The 18,611-nt window shown below is 39.6% G+C and carries 16 protein-coding genes; 12 read left to right on the top strand and 4 right to left on the bottom strand.

Annotated features, from left to right (window positions below):
• The first annotated feature begins 22 nt into the window (after window positions 1-22).
• The 10 genes from BLQ05_RS03555 to BLQ05_RS03510 all read left to right on the top strand — a co-directional run bounded on the left by BLQ05_RS03555 (window position 23) and on the right by BLQ05_RS03510 (window position 12,611).
• On the top strand, window positions 23-2,401 hold the full coding sequence (locus BLQ05_RS03555) for a TonB-dependent receptor (RefSeq protein WP_023576327.1): 2,379 nt from the start codon (window positions 23-25) through the stop codon (window positions 2,399-2,401).
• A gap of 4 nt (window positions 2,402-2,405) precedes the next feature.
• Window positions 2,406-3,233 carry a DUF4249 domain-containing protein gene (locus BLQ05_RS03550; RefSeq protein WP_023576326.1) on the top strand — a complete coding sequence of 276 codons (828 nt, stop codon included), beginning with the start codon at window positions 2,406-2,408 and terminating at the stop codon, window positions 3,231-3,233.
• A gap of 38 nt (window positions 3,234-3,271) precedes the next feature.
• A complete protein-coding gene (locus tag BLQ05_RS03545; protein WP_023576325.1) occupies window positions 3,272-3,934 on the top strand; it encodes a thiamine diphosphokinase in 663 nt (220 codons plus the stop codon).
• A gap of 158 nt (window positions 3,935-4,092) precedes the next feature.
• The gene (locus tag BLQ05_RS03540; protein ID WP_035654462.1) at window positions 4,093-4,524 is read left to right on the top strand and encodes a thioredoxin family protein; all 432 of its coding nucleotides are present in this window, start codon (window positions 4,093-4,095) and stop codon (window positions 4,522-4,524) included.
• Window positions 4,524-5,444, top strand: a complete 921-nt coding sequence (locus tag BLQ05_RS03535; RefSeq protein WP_023576324.1) for an FAD:protein FMN transferase — start codon at window positions 4,524-4,526, stop codon at window positions 5,442-5,444. The genes BLQ05_RS03540 and BLQ05_RS03535 overlap by 1 nt, the downstream gene beginning before the upstream one ends.
• Window positions 5,445-5,464: 20 nt before the next feature.
• Complete coding sequence (locus tag BLQ05_RS03530) at window positions 5,465-5,671, top strand: DUF4266 domain-containing protein (protein ID WP_023576323.1); 207 nt, start codon at window positions 5,465-5,467, stop codon at window positions 5,669-5,671.
• Between the two features lie 20 nt (window positions 5,672-5,691).
• On the top strand, window positions 5,692-6,903 hold the full coding sequence (locus BLQ05_RS03525) for a DUF3570 domain-containing protein (protein ID WP_023576322.1): 1,212 nt from the start codon (window positions 5,692-5,694) through the stop codon (window positions 6,901-6,903).
• A gap of 85 nt (window positions 6,904-6,988) precedes the next feature.
• Window positions 6,989-8,293, top strand: coding sequence for a DUF389 domain-containing protein (locus BLQ05_RS03520; RefSeq protein WP_023576321.1), 1,305 nt, complete (start codon window positions 6,989-6,991; stop codon window positions 8,291-8,293).
• 42 nt (window positions 8,294-8,335) lie between these two features.
• Window positions 8,336-10,324 carry an excinuclease ABC subunit UvrB gene (uvrB, locus tag BLQ05_RS03515; RefSeq protein WP_023576320.1) on the top strand — a complete coding sequence of 663 codons (1,989 nt, stop codon included), beginning with the start codon at window positions 8,336-8,338 and terminating at the stop codon, window positions 10,322-10,324.
• Window positions 10,325-10,481: 157 nt separating this feature from the next.
• The gene (locus BLQ05_RS03510) at window positions 10,482-12,611 is read left to right on the top strand and encodes a prolyl oligopeptidase family serine peptidase (protein WP_023576319.1); all 2,130 of its coding nucleotides are present in this window, start codon (window positions 10,482-10,484) and stop codon (window positions 12,609-12,611) included.
• Here the strand turns inward: BLQ05_RS03510 and BLQ05_RS03505 are convergent.
• The gene (locus BLQ05_RS03505; protein WP_262486479.1) at window positions 12,608-13,036 is read right to left on the bottom strand and encodes a TerB family tellurite resistance protein; all 429 of its coding nucleotides are present in this window, start codon (window positions 13,034-13,036) and stop codon (window positions 12,608-12,610) included. The genes BLQ05_RS03510 and BLQ05_RS03505 overlap by 4 nt on opposite strands.
• Window positions 13,037-13,087: 51 nt before the next feature.
• Here BLQ05_RS03505 and BLQ05_RS03500 point away from each other — a divergent pair, with 51 nt between their 5' ends.
• Window positions 13,088-13,585: a DUF1456 family protein gene (locus BLQ05_RS03500; protein ID WP_023576317.1), complete on the top strand. Its 498-nt coding sequence runs from the start codon at window positions 13,088-13,090 to the stop codon at window positions 13,583-13,585.
• A 72-nt stretch (window positions 13,586-13,657) separates the two neighbouring features.
• On the opposite strand, the gene BLQ05_RS03495 is transcribed toward BLQ05_RS03500, so the two are convergent.
• Window positions 13,658-13,999, bottom strand: coding sequence for a hypothetical protein (locus BLQ05_RS03495; RefSeq protein WP_023576316.1), 342 nt, complete (start codon window positions 13,997-13,999; stop codon window positions 13,658-13,660).
• Window positions 14,000-14,311: 312 nt separating this feature from the next.
• Complete coding sequence (sucC, locus tag BLQ05_RS03490; RefSeq protein ID WP_023576315.1) at window positions 14,312-15,508, bottom strand: ADP-forming succinate--CoA ligase subunit beta; 1,197 nt, start codon at window positions 15,506-15,508, stop codon at window positions 14,312-14,314.
• A 207-nt stretch (window positions 15,509-15,715) separates the two neighbouring features.
• Here sucC and lysA point away from each other — a divergent pair, with 207 nt between their 5' ends.
• Complete coding sequence (gene lysA / locus BLQ05_RS03485) at window positions 15,716-16,921, top strand: diaminopimelate decarboxylase (protein ID WP_023576314.1); 1,206 nt, start codon at window positions 15,716-15,718, stop codon at window positions 16,919-16,921.
• 40 nt (window positions 16,922-16,961) lie between these two features.
• On the opposite strand, the gene pafA is transcribed toward lysA, so the two are convergent.
• Window positions 16,962-18,575, bottom strand: coding sequence for an alkaline phosphatase PafA (pafA, locus tag BLQ05_RS03480; RefSeq protein ID WP_023576313.1), 1,614 nt, complete (start codon window positions 18,573-18,575; stop codon window positions 16,962-16,964).
• Window positions 18,576-18,611 lie beyond the last annotated feature (36 nt).

Below are 18,611 nucleotides of genomic sequence, written 5' to 3'. Positions count from 1 at the left end.
CAATCTGACAAAATGTAACACCATGATACTTAGGAAAAAATCAATTTCATTCCTTATCCTTTTCATTTGCTGTTTCGCTTCGTATGCCCAGGAAAAATTCACGCTGAGTGGCATCGTTTCGGATTCAAAAACCAACGAAACCCTAATCGGAGTAACCATTTACATCAAGGAACTCAAAACCGGTACCAATACCAATGAGTACGGTTTCTATTCGATTTCACTGCCAAAAGGAGACTACACCGTTCAATATAATTATGTGAGTTATACCGGTTCGGAAGAAAAAATCAGCCTGCTTCAAAACACGAAAAAGAATATCGCATTGAGCGAAAACGTGCAACAGCTCGAAGAAGTCCTCATTGTTGAAAACCGAAAGAAAGTCGACATCCGAAAACCGGAAATGAGCGTTAACAAACTTACAATTGCCGAGATTAAAAAAATGCCCGTAATTTTAGGGGAAACCGATGTGCTGAAATCAATTCTTCAGCTTCCCGGAGTCACCAATGCCGGAGAAGGCCAATCTGGGTTTAACGTTCGTGGCGGTGCTGCCGATCAGAATCTGATTTTACTGGACGAAGCGACCATTTACAATTCTTCTCACCTTTTCGGATTCTTTTCCGTTTTCAATTCGGATGCGATTAAGGATTTGAAATTATACAAGGGCGGTATCCCGGCGCGTTTTGGCGGACGTGTGGCTTCTGTTTTGGACATTTATCAGAAAGAAGGTAACAGTAACGATTTTCACATCAATGGTGGTATCGGTTTAATTTCCAGCCGCTTGTTAGCGGAAGGCCCTATCGTAAAAAACAAAGGATCGTTTCTTGTCGCGGGAAGAAGTTCGTATGCGCATTTATTCCTCAAGCTTACCGACAACGAGAACTCGGCCTATTTTTATGATCTGAACACCAAGCTGAGTTACAAATTCAATGAAAACAACAACCTCTTTCTGTCCGGATATTTTGGTCGGGACGTTTTTAGCCTCAACGAAAGTTTTAAAAACACCTATGGCAATTCCGTTTTAAACCTGCGATGGAACCATTTGTTTTCAGACAAGTTATTCTCAAACATGTCCTTTATTTACAGTGATTACTATTATGGATTGACGCTGGATTTTGTCGGATTCAATTGGGACAGCGGCATCAAGAATTATAATTTTAAATATGATTTGAAACATTATTTGTCGGATAAATTCAAATTGGCTTACGGAATGAACACCGTGTATTACGATTTCAATCCGGGTACCATCGAACCGACCAATTCCGAATCAGGCATCAATCCGGATCAGCTGGATAAAAAATATGCGTTCGAACCTTCCTTTTATATTGAAGCGGAACAGCAACTTCCCGATAAATTTTCCGTGAATTACGGTTTGCGTTACAGCATGTTTTACCGATTGGGAAGTCAGGAAATCAACACGTATGCCAACAATGAAGCTGTAGTTTGGAACAATGATCTGAAAATTTACGAAAAAGCCACACCTACCGGAACCGAAAAATTCGGTAAAAACGAAACGATGGCCAGCTTCAACAATCTCGAACCGCGTTTGGCAGTTGCGTATACTTTGGATGACAACCAATCGATAAAAGCGAGTTACAACCGTATGGCGCAATACCTGCACCTGATTTCCAATACGGCTTCCCCTACTCCTTTGGATGTTTGGACCCCCAGTGACAAATTCATCAAACCGCAATTGCTGGATCAGGTTGCCGTAGGGTATTTCAAAAATTTCAGCAATGACAACTATTCATTAGAAGTTGAAACGTTTTATAAGAAAGTGAAAAACCGAATCGATTATATTGACGGTGCCGATTTAATCGCCAATAACGCTATCGAACAGGTCGTTTTAAACGGTCGTTCCAGAGCTTACGGACTGGAAGTACTACTACGCAAAAACACCGGTAACCTGAGCGGCTGGATTTCTTACACCCTTTCCAGAGCCGAACAACAAACACCCGGAAGAACATCGGATGAATACGGCATCAATAACGGAAATTGGTATAAATCCGGTTATGACAAAACCCATAATGTATCGGTAACCGGTTCTTATAAATTAAATGAAAAATGGACATTCGGTTCGATATTCACCTTACAAACCGGGCAACCCGTAACTTTCCCGGACAGCTATTATGTATATCAGGGCATACAAATTCCGAATTACGGAGGTCGAAACGAAAGCAATCTTCCCACTTACCACCATTTGGATGTGTCCGCAACCTTAACGCCAAGAAAAAACAAAGGCAGAAAATGGCAAGGAGAATGGGTTTTCAGTGTATATAATCTGTACAACCGAATGAACTCCGCCTCAATTTCTTTCCGACAAAATTCGGACACCGGAAACAATGAAGCGGTACGTTTGTCTATTTTCGGAATCGTTCCGAGTGTAACGTATAACTTTAAATTCTAATACGATGAAAAAAGCATTTCACTATATCAGCCTGATAATCATCGCTTCTTTTGCATTAAGTTGCGAGAAAGTAGTCGAAGTCGATTTGGATACGGCACCGCCAAAACTTGTGGTAGACGCTTCTATTCAATGGATTAAAGGCACTTCGGGCAGCGAACAAAAAATCAAACTCACCACTACTGCGCCTTATTATAACACTAGCGTCCCTGTAGTTTCAGGTGCAACTGTTTTTATAACCAACAGCACTAACGTGATTTTTGATTTTCTTGAAACAGGCAACACCGGAGAGTACTTGTGTACTAATTTTCAACCGGTTATTGGAGAAACATATACCTTAACGGTAGTTTACAATGGTCAGACTTTTACCGCAACAGAAACACTAACTGAAGTTCCGGATATTGAAGATCTTATTGAACAGAATAACGAAGGTGGATTTACCGGTGACGAAATCGAAATCAAGTTTTTCTATCAGGACAATGGTGCTGAAGACAATTTTTACATGATTGGTTTCAAACCGAACGACAAACCTTTTCCTGATTATGATGTATTGGAAGACCGATTTTTTCAAGGGAATCAGATGTTTGGCTTATATTCTAATGAAGATTTAAAAGCAGGAGATTTGATAAGCATCAAACTTTACGGTATTTCCCGACAGTATTACAATTACATGAACGTTTTGCTTGCTGTAGCGGGAAGTAATGGCGGAAGTCCGTTCCAGTCCCCACCGGCAACCGTACGAGGAAACGTTGTCAATCAGGCCGATGAGAATAATTTTGCCTTGGGTTATTTTAATCTTTCACAAGTGGATACGGTTGATTACACCATTCAATAATTATTTCTACTTTTACATACATTTAGAACATACCATTCATGTCCTCACACCATATAGTTCGCGACGATCAGGAACCTGCTTTAATTATAGCAAACGGAGCCGCATGCGGTCCGGAATTATTAGGACAACTTCTGGAATGGTCACCTTTTGTTATTGTTCTGGACAGCGCCATCGAACGGGTTTTCGAATTGGAAATTAAAGTCGATGTGCTCTTAGGAGATTTCGACCGAGGATTCGATCCGCAATACTATTTGGAAAAACAGTATCCGCTGGAAATCGTTCATACACCCGATCAGAACAAAACCGATCTGGAAAAAGCCTTTGATTATTTAATTGAAAAAGGGCATACGGCGGTAAACGTAATTTGGGCCACCGGAAAACGCGCTGATCATACCATTACCAACATCACCAACATTGTCCGTTACAGGGAGCATCTTAAAATCGTCATTCTGGACGACCATTCGAAAATCTTCTTACTGCCAAAACACTTTCAGAAATGGTATACCAAAGACAGTATCATTTCCTTAATCCCGATTGGGGAAGTTACCGGAATCCATTCAGATAATCTGTTTTATCCTCTGACTAATGACACCCTGACTATCGGTTTCCGCACCGGAAGCAGCAATCATGCCAAAGAAGACGGCATCGTAACCATCGACCACGAAAACGGCGACTTAATCTTAATCGAATCTTTAGATTAGTCCGGTTCAAAAAATAAAACTTTAAGCTACTTTTACTTTGTTCAAATTCAAACTCTTACCTGAACCGGAACAGTCTGCACTAATTCTGCGGACAAAAAAGTAAAATCATAACAACTGCGGTTTCAAAAACAAATTGAAACCAGATTAAAAACCTGATTATGAAGCTTAAAATTGTATCCCTGCTTCTATTGTTCTCCTTGACAATTACTGCTCAGGAAGCAACCCGATTGACATTCGAGCAATCTCTTGAAAAAGCCAAAACCGAAAACAAAAACGTATTGCTGTTTTTTTCCGGTTCCGATTGGTGTGCCCCATGCGTGAAGTTCAAAAAACATTTCGTGGAAACCGACCAGTTTAAAACCTTCAGCGCCGAAAACCTGATTGTTTTCAATGCGGATTTTCCGAGACTTAAAAAGAATAAACTGGCCGACAATATCACTCAGGAAAACGAAAGACTGGCCGATAAGTACAACAATAACGGGTTGTTCCCTCTGATACTCTTATTAAACGGTAAGGGTGAAATCGTAAAAAAATGGGAACACTATCCGTCTGAAACTTTAGAAGATTTCATTACCAAACTGAAAGGATAATGCTTCACAAAAGAGTTGAAAAATTAATGGGAAATCGTTTTGAGATTTCTGTTGTCGGACCTGATGAAAATTGGTGTTCCGAAAAAATTAATTTGGCAATTGAAGAAATTCAGCGAATCGAACGTTTGCTGACCACCTTTTCCAACGAAAGCATCACTTTTGAAATCAATGAAAATGCGGGAATTCAACCGGTTAAAGTTCCGGAGGAAGTCTTCAGTCTGATTCAGCGCTGCCAGATGTTGTCAAAAATGACACAAGGTGCATTTGATATCAGTTACGGCGGAATCGACAAGAAATTCTGGAATTTCGATTTGAAAATGACCGCGTTACCGGATGCAGAAGCGGCCAAAAAATCGGTGGAACTCATCAATTATGAAAATATCATTTTAAATGAGGCTGAAAAAACGGTTTTCCTGAAAAAGAAAGGAATGCGCATCGGTTTTGGCGGAATCGGAAAAGGCTATGCCGCAGAAATGGCTAAAAAGAAGTTACTTGAAAACGGCGTCGAAAACGGAATCGTAAACGCTGCCGGAGATTTAACCACCTGGGGACATCAGGAAAACGGCGAACCGTGGACCATCGGGGTTGCCGATCCGAATTTAAGAACCTCAACATTCTCAACATTTCAAATCACCAATACTTCTGTAGCTACTTCGGGTAATTATGAGAAGTTCGTAATGATAGACAATAAGAAATACTCCCACACGATTGATCCGAAAACCGGTTTTCCCGTAAGCGGTATAAAAAGCGTGACCATTATCGCTGAAAATGCGGAAATAGCCGATGCGCTGGCAACTCCGGTAACCGTTATGGGCATTGAAGTCGGACTGGATTTCATCAATCAACTAAAACATATCGGTTGCATCATCATCGACGATTACGACCGGAAATATTTTTCAGATAACATTAAACTGACTTAAAAACGTAACTACGATAGCTTATGAAAATAATAGCTTTTTGTCTGCTGCTTGGCCTGAGTGTCGGGTGCTCACCGGTAAAAGAATATCAGAAATCAAAAATTAACGATTCGGACATGGAATTGGCTGCCCGAAAATCGGAGAAATTCGAAAACACATTTCAGTTGTACCGTGAAGCAAGTTCCGGTGCTAACGGAGGAAAAACCGGTGGCGGCTGCGGCTGCAATTAATCCATTCAAAAAAGGAAAAGATGAAAAAGAGAATCTTCGCCGCATCCGTATTGGCCTTTATATTCGGTAACAATATGAGAGCGCAGGACACGCAAACCACCGACAGCTCAGCCTACAAAAAACAAAAATTAAAAATCGAGGAAGTCAATTTTATTTCGAGTTATTACAAACAGGATGGAAACAATTCGGCCGTAACCGGTGGTGTGGGAACTGAAAAGTTAACCGACGTCGCCACCACATTCGACATAAAAGTTTCCAAAAGAGATAAGAACAATAACAAGCATAATTTCGGATTTGAACTCGGAATTGACACCTATACTTCGGCTTCATCGGATAAAATCGATCCCAATACGGTGACTTCCGCATCGTATCAGGATGTGAGAGTGTATCCGTCGGCGAATTACAGCTATGAGAACCTGGAGAAAAACTATATCTTAAACGGAGGACTTTCCTTCTCTGCCGAGTATGATTACACTTCCATTGGCGCCAATGTGGGTTTCACGAAAATCTCCAAAGATAAAAACCGGGAATTTTCAGTAAAAGGAATGGCCTTTTTTGATACCTGGAAGGTAATTCTGCCCGTCGAACTGAGGAACAATCCCTCGGATGATGAAGCCCAACAAGGCGACATGAAACCCCGAACGTCCTATAATTTAGGGTTAACATTATCACAGGTGGTGAACAAGAACTTTCAGGTGGCGTTCCTAACCGATATCGGTTATCAGCAGGGCTTATTGGCAACGAAATTCAACCGCGTGTATTTTGGTGATTTAACGAATGTAAAATCGGAGAAGTTACCCGATACCCGATTTAAACTTCCTTTTGGAGCACGGGCGAATTATTTCTTAGGCGACCATGTTGTTTTAAGAACCTTCTATCGCTATTATTGGGACAACTGGGGAATCAATTCACACACCATCAGTATTGAACCGAGTATTAAGTTATCGGCGTTTTCATCGCTGTCCATTCCGTACCGATTCTATACGCAAAGTGCGGCCGATTATTTCAAACCGATATTTTTACACGGATTGGCGGAAGAATTTTACACCAGCGATTATGACCTGTCGAAATTCAGCAGTAACATGATCGGATTGGGATATAAGATTACCGATGCAGATAAAGGCATCTTCCATGTAAAACGTATCAACAGTCTGGAACTTCGTTACGGTTTTTACACCCGAAACAACGGACTCGATTCGCACATCATTACGTTGGCTATGAAATTTAAATAAGTACTCCCTATCAAAAAAACCAAAAATCAGACTTTAATAAGTCTGATTTTTTTTATATATTACTTAATCATATTATCTGATTCTTATGAAGAAAATTTTTGATTACTTTAATCTTGAAAGAGAGCTTGATGATTTTGATATCATTCACGATAAAGTTGAAAAAGACATAAGTTTTAAAGGCACCAATCTTTGGATTTTGGTCTTTGCCATATTTGTGGCTTCCATTGGATTAAACATGAATTCCACCGCGGTAATTATTGGTGCCATGCTAATTTCACCTCTTATGGGACCAATTAACGGAATGGGTTACAGTGTGGCAACTTATGATTTTCCTTTGTTCAAAACTGCTCTCAAAAATTTTGGTTTTGCAGTGGTAGCCAGTTTACTTGCTTCTACATTATACTTCACGATAAGCCCGGTTTCTGCAGCTCATTCTGAATTATTAGCCCGAACCAGTCCGACAATCTATGATGTTTTAATTGCTTTTTTTGGTGGTTTGGCTGGTATTGTTGCCATAAGTAGTAAACAAAAAGGAAATGTTCTGCCAGGAGTAGCGATTGCTACTGCATTAATGCCGCCTTTGTGTACCGCAGGTTATGGCTTGGCAACAGGTAATTTCTATTTCTTTTTTGGTGCTTTTTATTTATTCACCATCAATACCGTATTTATCGCCTTATCCTCTGCTTTGGTTTGTCAGTTGTTGAAATTTCCGATTCGGGCACAAATTGATGAAAAAAGGAAACGAAGTGTAAATCAAATTTTATCTTTCATAATTCTAATTACCATAATTCCCAGTATTTATTTTGGTTATGGATTGGTTCAAAATGAAAAATTTACTGAAAAATCAAAAAAATTCGTAGAAAGCATCACTGTTTTCGAAGGCAATTACCTCTTAAAAAGCAATATAGATGCCTCAAAAAAAGTCTTGACCCTTGGATTTGCTGGTAATCTATTAGACCAAAATTATAAAAGTAAAGTATATAAAAAAGCTAACGATTTCGGGTTAGACAGTACCAATATTGTTTTTCAAAAAGCTTTGACATTTTCAAAAGTAAGTGATTTAACAAAATCTGAAAATTTACAAGGCGAAATAAACCGACTTCAAGCCTTCATAGAATCTGAAAAAAGAAACAAAGACAGTATAAATTCATTTGGTAATCAAATACTTAAAGAAGCTAACATCCTCTATCCCGAAATAAAAGAATGTGCATTTTCAGTGACCAAAAATTATTCCGTTCAGGATTCTGTTCATAAGATTACAGTTGTATCGTTTATCAGTACCAAAAATTTCGATACTACAGAAAAAAAGCGAATTAAGAATTGGTTAGTCTCAAGATTAAATACTGAAAACATAAAAATAAGTATCGAAGAAGAAGAAGAAAAAAAATAACCTGACTATCTTTGTAAGTATCCTTAAAAACAGGAAGAACAAATGAAATTCCAAGTCGTATCCGAATACAAACCCACCGGAGATCAACCACAAGCCATTGAAAAATTAGCCAAAGGCATTACCAATGGGGAACGTTTCCAAACTTTATTGGGAGTAACCGGTTCAGGGAAGACATTTACTGTTGCCAATGTAATTCAGGAAGTTCAGCGTCCGACCTTGGTACTGGCCCACAACAAAACACTGGCGGCACAGTTGTATTCCGAGTTCAAGCAATTCTTCCCGAACAACTCCGTACAGTATTTCGTTTCCTACTACGACTATTACCAACCCGAAGCCTTTATTCCGGTAACGGGAACCTATATCGAGAAAGATTTGTCCATTAACGACGAATTGGAAAAACTGCGATTGAGCACCACTTCTGCCCTACTTTCAGGTCGCCGTGACGTGTTGGTGGTGGCTTCCGTTTCGTGTTTGTATGGTATCGGAAATCCGGTGGAGTTTCAAAAAAACGTGGTGTCCTTAGAGAAAAACCAAATGATCTCGCGTACTAAATTATTACATCGTTTGGTACAGAGTTTATATGCCAGAACCGAAGCCGAATTCACCCCGGGAACGTTTCGAATCAAAGGCGACACGGTGGATATTTATCCGAGTTACGGAGAAGAACCGTTCCGAATTCACTTTTTTGGTGATGAAATTGAAGAAATTGAAGCGTTCGATTCCAAGACCTCACAGGTTTTGGAGAAATATGATAAACTGACGATTTACCCGGCCAATATGTTTGTGACTTCGCCTGATGTGTTGCAGAACGCCATTTGGGAAATTCAGCAGGATTTGGTGAAGCAAGTCGACTATTTCAAGGAAATCGGCAAACATCTTGAAGCAAAACGTTTGGAAGAACGCACCAATTTCGATTTGGAAATGATACGCGAATTGGGCTATTGCTCCGGAATTGAAAACTACTCAAGATATCTGGACGGAAGACTACCGGGAACCCGACCGTTCTGTTTGCTGGATTATTTCCCGGACGATTATCTGATGGTCGTCGATGAAAGTCACGTTACGATTTCACAAGTCCATGCGATGTATGGCGGCGACCGTTCCAGAAAAGAAAATCTGGTGGAATACGGTTTCCGATTACCCGCTGCGATGGACAACCGCCCATTGAAGTTTGAGGAATTTGAAAACCTTCAGAATCAGGTGATTTATGTATCGGCGACTCCGGCGGATTATGAATTGCAGAAATCGGAAGGTATTTATGTCGAGCAGGTCATTCGTCCGACAGGATTACTGGACCCGATTATTGAAATTCGTCCGAGTCTGAATCAGATTGACGATTTGATTGAAGAAATACAATTGCGTTGTGAAGCCGACGAACGCGTTTTGGTCACCACCTTAACCAAACGTATGGCCGAAGAACTGACCAAATATTTAACCAAAGTTTCCATCCGTTGCCGTTACATTCACAGTGATGTGGACACCTTGGAACGTGTGGAAATCATGCAGGATTTGCGTAAAGGTTTGTTTGATGTTTTGATTGGGGTAAACTTACTCCGTGAAGGCTTGGATTTACCCGAAGTATCGCTGGTTGCCATTTTAGATGCCGATAAAGAAGGTTTCCTGCGCAGTCACCGCTCGCTGACTCAAACCGTAGGTCGTGCGGCGCGTAACGTAAACGGAAAAGCGATTATGTATGCCGATAAAATCACGGCGAGCATGCAAAAAACCATAGACGAAACCAATTACCGAAGAAGCAAACAAATTGCCTACAATACCAAACACGGATTGGCTCCGAAATCACTGAACAAAAGTCTGGGTAACGTGTTGAACCGAAATTCCGTTTCCTCCCAATACTTCGAAGACAAAGCTTTAAAAGCAGCGGAACCGGAAAGCCTGTACTTATCCAAACCCGAAATCGAGAAGAAAATCCGCGAACTACGCAAGAGCATGGAAAAAGCGGCCAAAGACCTTGACTTTATGCAGGCGGCGAAATTGCGTGATGAAATAAAACAGCTACAGGAAAAAATATAATTCCCTTACTTTTAACACTTTAAATTTTCTTTTGTAACTTTAACCTTCTCATTTCTACCTAGTTTTTCTTTTTTAGTATCCATTAAAACATCAAGGATTTATGAAGACTAGTTATCTTTTTTCTTTTGGACTTGTTCTCTGTTCAATTAGCGCCTCAGTGGCACAACTAAAACCCCAACCCGCTCCCGAAAGAGTAGTTACCGATGAATATCATGGTGTCAAGCTTGAAGATCCGTACCGGTATCTTGAGAATCTTAAAGATCCGGAAGTTGCTGACTGGATGAAATCCAATGCCAATTATGCAAAGGCAAAACTCAACGAAATTCCAGAAAGACAAAACATTATTAAGAAACTGAATCTGCTTGATACAAAAACCGAAAGCAGTGTTACCATAATAAAAATTACGGAAAATGACCATTATTTTTATTTAAAACGAAACGCAAACGAAGAAAACGGGAAATTATACCATAGAGTTGGATACAAAGGAACAGAAAAGTTACTTTTTGACCCTGATATGTATAAGAAAGGTACTGGTTTGAAATATGACATCAATAACATTTATCCAACGGAAAACGGAGACAAAGTTGCCTTTAAAATAGCAGCTAACGGCTCTGAAAGTTCAGAATTACTGATAATTGACAAAAACGGAAAACAGTATCCCGAAATTATAGAGCTTGTTGGAAATGGCATTGTTTCCTGGCTTCCGGACCAAAATTCATTTACTTATCGTCGGTTTAATTCTGCTGATATCACTGATGTAAACCGAAGACTAAATACTAAAGTTTATCATCATAAATTAGGTGACGATTACAAAAAAGATGCTGAACTGTTTTCCAATACAACGAATCCGGAACTTAACATTGCTTCTGAAGAACAACCTCACAATTACTGTCATAAAAACTCGAACAAATACTATGGTTTGGTAGGAACTATTGACAAACGTATAATCTTATACCATTCTAAGATAAGCGAGAATTATAAACCTGAAAAATGGGAGCCTTTAGTGTCCAAAAATGATGAAATATCCGATTTTAATTTTGGTAAAGAATATATTTACTATCTCACTTTTAAAAACGCTTCCAACTATAAAATTCTTAAAGCACCTTACTCAAACCCCAGTATTAAAAATGCTGTTACCGTAGTTGAAGAACCAAAAAATGGCAGTATCACTGATTATAGGGTTACAAAAGACGGTCTTTATTATGCTGTGACGGAATATGGCATCCAGGCCAAAGTATATTTTTTAGCAAATGGAAAATCAGTACCAACAGAATTAGAATTACCTTTTCAGGCAGGTTCCGCGCACCTGTCAACTATCAACGAGAATAAAAGCGAAGTCTGGGTAACCCTATCGGGATGGACTTCTCCAACCAAACGTTATTTATATAATCCATCCGACAATACTTTTACATTTCAGCCTTTAACAAAGCCAATCGATTTTCCGGAATTCAAAAATATTGTCTCCAAAGAAATTATGATTCCGTCACATGATGGTGTTATGGTGCCGGTTTCACTTATTTACGATAAAAACATAAAACTAGACGGTAATAACCCTGTATTATTAATTGGCTATGGAGCATACGGAATTTCAATTACTCCCGAATTTAGTCCTGAGTTTGTTCTGAACTATGTAAGTTATGGAGGTATTTTTGTCTTTTCCCATGTTCGAGGAGGTGGCGAATTAGGAGATAAGTGGCACAAAGCCGGATATAAAATAACCAAACCCAATACCTGGAAAGATATTATAGCAACAGCCGAATATTTAGTGAGAGAAAAAATTTCCTCTCCTGAAAAAATAGCAATATGCGGAGGCAGTGCCGGCGGAATTTTAGTAGGTCGTGCCATGACCGAACGCCCTGATTTATTTGCGGCTGCAATTCCTCAGGTGGGTGTTATGAATCCAATTCGTATGGAAATCACTCCGAATGGTCCGGTAAATGTACCTGAGTTTGGAACAGTAAAAGACAAAATCGAATTTAGAGCTTTGCTGGAAATGGATTCCTTCCATCATATCAAAAAAGGTATCGCTTATCCGGCAACATTGATTACTGCAGGGATGAACGACCCCAGAGTGATTGCCTGGCAACCAGCAAAATTCGCGGCAAAACTACAAAACGCAAACGCCTCTAATAATCCTATTTTATTTTATACTGATTTTGAATCCGGTCATGGGATTGGCGACAGCAATACTACCTACTTTGAAAGCATTGCAGATGTTCTGTCCTTTGCTTATCAACACACAGGGCATCCTAAATTTAAGCCCTCAAAACAAATATCGAAAAATTAATTATGTTGCTCCGTAAAGGAGTAAAGCAGGAATTCCGGCTCAATCATTTGGTTTGGTGATTGGGCCATTGCTTTTAAGGTTTTTTTGATTCCCATAGGGTTTAATCCCATATTGATGCCAATCTCGTTGATGGCTTTGATTTCGCGCTCATGCAAAATCCCGTCGCAGTGCATTAACAACGCCAGGCGATAAAACTGCATAATGCGGTGAAGTTCGTCTTTGATCACTTTTGTCTCGTTGCGTTTCCCGAATAATTCCAGGAAAACCGCTTTTTCGATTTCCAGTTCCTGTGCGATAATCCACAAAAAATCATATTCCCGGTCGTGCAATTCGCCATCTACCACCGCAAAAGCAATCATTTCGGAAAGAAGGCTTATTTTTTCATCGTACGTGTTCATCGCATTATTTTTTTGCGAAGTTAAAATAAAATCCCATTTCTGAAAACTGTATCTTTGCTTAAATTATAATTCCGACTTATGACAAACAACGATATATTTAAAAAACTACGTGTTGCGTTGCAATTACGCGATGACCAGATTGTGGAAATTTTAGAATTAGTGGATTTCCGGATTTCGAAAGGCGAAGTCGGGAATTTTTTCCGAAACGAAGAACACGAGAAGTATATGGAATGTGGCGATCAGGTTTTGCGCAACTTTCTGAACGCTTTGGTCATTCACTTACGCGGAACCAAAGAAAATCCTAAAAATCCAATGGAGGTCATAAAAAGCCATAAAGCGGATGCGCCGAAAATGGATAGTGAAAAAGGAAAAGGTACGGAAAGGGAAAAAGGAAAAGGGATAAGTGACAAACCGAAATTCTCAAACGACAGACCGAAAAGTGCCGGCGACAAACCGAAATCGAAAACCGATTTCAAAAAGCCAATGTCAAAAGGAAAAGGCAAACCCGCTCCAAAAAAAGAACCGATTGTAGAAAAAGTACGATTCAATAACGGAAAGAAAAAAGACAACAAGTAATCTGTTTCGTTTTTATAAGACAAAAATCCCGAGCTTTCACTCGGGATTTTTATATTCGTAAGTAAGGATACTTTATTCCGGTTTAAAAGTCACATAAAAGGAATACTCGCTTCCTTGTTTTAACTGACCCGCATCGATTTTCGTATAGTTCAGTTTTCCTGAAATGAATTTTTTGATGGCTTCATTGTCGGTACCAACATTCAAAACAACGATTTCATCCGCTGAATTAATTTTAACCTGTACTTTAACCACCACCTCTTTCTCGAGTTCCACATCAAATCTGGTTGTCTCTAACAACCTAACCACTTTTTTTACCGCTTTTGGCAAATCCTCTGTTGCATTAGAATTGTTAGCTGAAACAAATGTTGTATTCATTAATAGTACAACAACAAACAATGCGATTGAATTTTTCATTTTTTGATTTTTTTTATTTGATTACAGGTCAAAATTACATAAACCCTACAACCAAAAGAACTAGTTTCCAATAGCTTAACCTATATTTAAAATGGGTTTTGACACCATTCATCCTTAACTACGAAATGTTCCGTGAAACGATGATTTGTTTCGATGAATGGCTATAATCCTGTTAAAACATAAAATAAATCGGTTCCTGTTCGAAACATTAACTTAAACTTCAAAAAATGCATTACCAAAAATTTACATTGGTGTAACAAAAAAGCCTCAGCAATTGCTAAGGCTCTTTCTATATAAGTCTGAAACTCTCTGTTATTTACTTAAAGCGGCTTTCACTTGGTCAGCAGCTTCCTGGAACTGCACTGCAGATAAAATCGGCATACCAGAATTATCGATTAATTCTTTTGCGATTTCAGCATTAGTTCCTTGTAAACGAACGATGATTGGCACTGTAATAGCGTCACCCATGTTTTTGTAAGCATCCACAACACCCTGAGCCACACGGTCGCAACGAACGATACCACCGAAGATGTTAATTAAGATTGCTTTTACGTTCGGATCTTTTAAGATGATACGGAAAGCCGTTTCCACACGTTTCGCATCAGCCGTTCCTCCTACGTCAAGGAAGTTAGCCGGCTCAAAACCTGCATATTTGATTAAGTCCATAGTCGCCATAGCCAAACCTGCACCGTTAACCATACATCCTACCGTACCGTCAAGATCAACATAGTTTAATCCTACTTCTTTCGCTTCTACTTCAATTGGGTTTTCCTCACGGATATCACGCATTTCAGCTAAATCTTTGTGACGGAATAACGCGTTGTCATCCAAATCCACTTTAGCATCCACTGCAATAATTTTGTTATCGGATGTTTTTAAAACCGGGTTGATTTCAAACATGGAAGCATCCGATCCGATATACGCTTTGTATAACGCATCTACAAATTTTACCATTTCTTTGAAAGCCTCACCGGACAATCCTAAATTGAAAGCAATTCTTCTTGCCTGGAAACCTTGTAATCCAACAGACGGATCGATTTCTTCAGTAAAGATTAAATGCGGAGTATGTTCAGCCACTTCTTCAATATCCATTCCACCTTCTGTAGAATACATAATCATGTTACGGCCTTTACCTCTGTTTAATAAAACTGACATATAGAATTCTGAAGTTTCACTCTCACCTGGATAGTAAACATCTTCAGCAACCAATACTTTGTGAACTCTTTTACCTTGCGGAGGGGTTTGCGGTGTAATCAAATCCATACCGATGATCTGACCTGCAATTTCTCTAACCTGGTCTAAATTTTTAGCCAGCTTAACGCCTCCTCCTTTTCCACGACCACCTGCGTGAACCTGAGCTTTAATTACGTGCCATCCTGTTCCGGTTTCAGCCGTTAATTGTTTTGCCTTTTCAACAGCTTCTTCCGGGTTGTTAGCCACATGACCACGTTGCACGCGAACGCCGTAACCTGCTAATATTTCTTTACCTTGATATTCGTGTAAATTCATAATATGATGTGTTTTTGCTTTAGTATAAAGTGCCACAAAAATAACAAAGTATATTGAATGTGCCTAATGTTTTTTTGATTTATAACATATACTCCCCCTACAAAAAATCCTGTGGGAAAAACTAAAAGGTAAAATTTTATCAGAATTAAACATTTCGCATTTATAAATCAAAATTGTTTATTATTTTTATGAAAAATTTAATTAAAAATGGAATCTAATCAATTACTTTCAGTAGCAGAAGAATTTGGGTGTCCGCTTTACGTGTACGATGCCGCAAAAATTCAATCACAGTACAACCGTTTAACCAATGCTTTTGCCAAAGTGGAAAAGCTGCAAATCAATTATGCAGTCAAGGCATTGTCTAACCTATCTGTTCTCAAGCTACTGAAGAAGATGGGTTCCGGACTTGATACCGTTTCCATTCAGGAAGTACAGCTTGGCTTACACGCCGGTTTTTCGCCTGAAAGAATCATTTATACACCAAACGGCGTTTCCCTGGATGAAATTGAGGAAGCGGCGGCATTGGGCGTACAGATCAACATTGACAATTTATCAATTTTAGAGCAGTTCGGCGCGAAACATCCTCAGACACCGGTTTGCATCCGTATCAATCCTCATGTAATGGCCGGTGGAAATTCGAATATTTCGGTAGGTCACATCGACAGTAAATTCGGGATTTCGATTCACCAATTGCCTCATATTTTGAGAATTGTGGAAAATACCAAAATGCGCATAAACGGCATTCACATGCATACCGGTTCCGACATTCTGGATATCGAAGTGTTTCTTTATGCTTCAGAAATCTTATTTGATACCGCAAAACATTTCACGGACCTTGAATTCATCGATTTCGGAAGCGGCTTCAAAGTACCATACAAAAAAGGCGATATCGAAACCAATATTGAAGAATTGGGACGCAAATTAACCAAACGTTTTTTGGCTTTTGAAAAAGAATACGGTCGCCCGTTGACCTTGGCTTTTGAACCGGGTAAATTTTTGGTGAGTGAAGCGGGTTATTTTTTAGCCAAAGTGAATGTGGTAAAACAAACCACTTCCACCGTTTTTGCCGGAATCGATTCGGGTTTCAACCATTTAATCCGTCCGATGTTGTACGGTTCCGAACATTATATTGAAAACATTTCGCATCCGAAAGGGAAAGAGCGTTTTTATTCGGTGGTAGGTTATATCTGTGAAACCGATACGTTTGCGACCAACAGAAGAATCACCGAAATCAAGGAAGGAGATATTTTAAGTTTCCGAAATGCCGGAGCGTATTGCTTTACGATGGCATCGAACTACAATTCCCGTTTTAAACCGGCCGAAGTATTATGGATGGACGGAAAAGCGCATTTAATCCGCAAGCGTGAAACGATGGAAGATATTTTGAGAAATCAGGTTGAAATTGAAATCTAATCATAAAAAAAATCCCGTTTAATAGACGGGATTTTTTATTTTATTTGGATTCCAGAACTTCCGTCAACACTTCTGCTTCGGTTCCGTTCGGGAAAGGGATTTTGAGTTTCTGAGCCAAGGTCGGAGCAATTTGTGTAATCACTTTTTTCTCGTGCGACTGTCCTTTTTTAATCTGCCATCCAAAGAAAATCAAAGGAACGTGCGAATCATAACTGTACGGACTTCCATGTGTGGTTCCGGTCCCGGAATATTCCACATAAGCCGGTTTGAACAGAATAACCAAATCACCATTTTGCACCGGATCGTAACCTCTAGCCACGGCATTTAAAAAATAATCGCTTCCGGATGCGGCAAGAATTTCTTCTTCGGCGTACACTTTCTTAACGTATTTCTGGGTGTACAGATACTCTTTGAAAGCCTGCTTTACTTTGGACAATTCCAATCCTTTTGTTTTGATGATTTCTTTATTTAAAAAGACATTGTAGTTGGAATAATTCAATATTAAATCCACACCGAAAGTCTTTGTGGAAAACTCCGCCAGTTCCCTTTCGATATTCTTCCAAAGAATATTATCCACATCATATTTGTTGTCTTTCAGGTATTTCACGTTTTCCGCTCCGGCATGATCGGCAGTTAAGAACAATAAGTAATTATCTTTCCCTACGTTTTTATCTAAATACGTCAGGAATTCGGCAATAGTCTCATCCAGGCGCAGGTAAGCATCCTGTAATTCTATGGAACGCGGCCCTAAAGTATGTCCGATATAATCCGTTGATGAAAAACTTACCGTTAAAAAATCGGTCACATTGTCTTTCCCTAAAGCTTCCGCCTCAATCGCGCGTTGGGCAAAATCCACAATCAGATTATTTCCGAAAGGCGTCGAACGTAGAACACCGGCATCATTATCCGCATACATTTCTTTCAGACTGTACGGAAAGAATGGCGTTCTTTTAAACAATTTTCCTTCGTAGGGATTGTTATCGGTTAAACTCTCGTTGTACGTTTCTTTGGGTTTCAGTAAGTCCCAGCCTTTGTCGATGTATTTCTGAAAATGCTTCTGATTGTTGAATTCGGTTACCCAATTTGGCAGTTGTTCCCCGTAAAACGTACTCGATATGAACGCTCCGGTTTTGCTGTACCAGAAAGCCCCGTTGGCAAAATGTCCGGCAGGCAGTATCGCACCACGATCTTTTAAACTGATTCCGATTACTTTGCCTTTGAAGTTGGTCGCCAGTTTTAACTCATCGGTAATTGTTGTCGCCTGAAGGTTTTTCGGAGACATTTCCCCTTCACTTTTCGTCCCGTCTCCAACTGTTTTAACCGAAGCATCGTCAGTACAATACATTTCTTTTCCAGTGGCCCTGTTGAACCATTCGTTCCCTACGATTCCGTGTACGTCCGGAGTTGCACCCGTATAAATGGAGGCGTGACCCGGCGCGGTATACGTTGGCATGTAATTGTAATGCGTGTTGTGAAACGTATAGCCGTTATGCATCAGTCGTTTGAATCCGTTGGCTGAAAAATCGTCGGAAAACCGATATAAATATTCCATTTTCATCTGATCCACCACGATACCAACCACCAGTTTTGGTTTTTGTTGTGCTGATACTATGGAAACAAAACCTAAAACAGCTATTTGAAGTACTCTTCTCATATTTGATTCTTTTGCATAAAAAATCCCGAAAAACGG

This window comes from Flavobacterium saliperosum, from assembly GCF_900100625.1.
In the GTDB taxonomy this organism is placed as follows: Bacteria; Bacteroidota; Bacteroidia; order Flavobacteriales; family Flavobacteriaceae; genus Flavobacterium; species Flavobacterium saliperosum.
The sequence above is the reverse complement of the archived record's forward strand: the minus strand, read 5'-3'. Positions and strand labels throughout refer to the sequence as shown.

Bases quoted from the DNA above. Each gene is read 5' to 3' on its own strand.
- BLQ05_RS03555 (WP_023576327.1), top strand. From the start codon at position 23: ATGATACTTAGGAAAAAATCAATTTCATTCCTTATCCTTTTCATTTGC.
- BLQ05_RS03550 (WP_023576326.1), top strand. From the start codon at position 2,406: ATGAAAAAAGCATTTCACTATATCAGCCTGATAATCATCGCTTCTTTT.
- BLQ05_RS03545 (WP_023576325.1), top strand. From the start codon at position 3,272: ATGTCCTCACACCATATAGTTCGCGACGATCAGGAACCTGCTTTAATT.
- BLQ05_RS03540 (WP_035654462.1), top strand. From the start codon at position 4,093: ATGAAGCTTAAAATTGTATCCCTGCTTCTATTGTTCTCCTTGACAATT.
- BLQ05_RS03535 (WP_023576324.1), top strand. From the start codon at position 4,524: ATGCTTCACAAAAGAGTTGAAAAATTAATGGGAAATCGTTTTGAGATT.
- BLQ05_RS03530 (WP_023576323.1), top strand. From the start codon at position 5,465: ATGAAAATAATAGCTTTTTGTCTGCTGCTTGGCCTGAGTGTCGGGTGC.
- BLQ05_RS03525 (WP_023576322.1), top strand. From the start codon at position 5,692: ATGAAAAAGAGAATCTTCGCCGCATCCGTATTGGCCTTTATATTCGGT.
- BLQ05_RS03520 (WP_023576321.1), top strand. From the start codon at position 6,989: ATGAAGAAAATTTTTGATTACTTTAATCTTGAAAGAGAGCTTGATGAT.
- uvrB (WP_023576320.1), top strand. From the start codon at position 8,336: ATGAAATTCCAAGTCGTATCCGAATACAAACCCACCGGAGATCAACCA.
- BLQ05_RS03500 (WP_023576317.1), top strand. From the start codon at position 13,088: ATGACAAACAACGATATATTTAAAAAACTACGTGTTGCGTTGCAATTA.
- BLQ05_RS03495 (WP_023576316.1), bottom strand. From the start codon at position 13,999: ATGAAAAATTCAATCGCATTGTTTGTTGTTGTACTATTAATGAATACA.
- sucC (WP_023576315.1), bottom strand. From the start codon at position 15,508: ATGAATTTACACGAATATCAAGGTAAAGAAATATTAGCAGGTTACGGC.
- lysA (WP_023576314.1), top strand. From the start codon at position 15,716: ATGGAATCTAATCAATTACTTTCAGTAGCAGAAGAATTTGGGTGTCCG.
- pafA (WP_023576313.1), bottom strand. From the start codon at position 18,575: ATGAGAAGAGTACTTCAAATAGCTGTTTTAGGTTTTGTTTCCATAGTA.